This window comes from Gilliamella sp. W8136 (genome assembly GCF_016101285.1).
Classification (GTDB): Bacteria; Pseudomonadota; Gammaproteobacteria; order Enterobacterales; family Orbaceae; genus Gilliamella; species Gilliamella apicola_N.
The window spans coordinates 1-238 of the sequence record NZ_JACFQU010000074.1 but is presented as its reverse complement, the minus strand read 5'-3'; the positions used below and the strand labels follow the sequence as shown (position 1 = coordinate 238).

Here is a 238-nt window from a genome sequence, read left to right as displayed (position 1 = left end):
AGCATATTTCAAAAAATTAAGGTTTAGGATGAAAATCATCAATTTGCCTTTTCCAACGATTATAATTCCAATCAATAATTTTGGTTTTTAACTCAGCTAACTCATTTTGAGCTGCTTGTTTTTGTACTGGGGTAAGAATTTGTTCTAAACGAATTTGAATTTGCTTATTATATTCCCAAACAGGAGGGAGCTGATGACGATACCAAGCTAAATTATTATCGATTTCAATAATTTTTTG

Annotated in this window: 1 protein-coding gene; it reads right to left on the bottom strand. The window is 29.8% G+C overall.

The annotated features are described in order from the left end of the window. Positions 1-16: 16 nt before the first annotated feature. Positions 17-238, bottom strand: a 222-nt coding sequence (locus H3T96_RS14700) for a hypothetical protein (RefSeq protein ID WP_198248703.1), incomplete at its 5' end; no start/stop codon positions are given.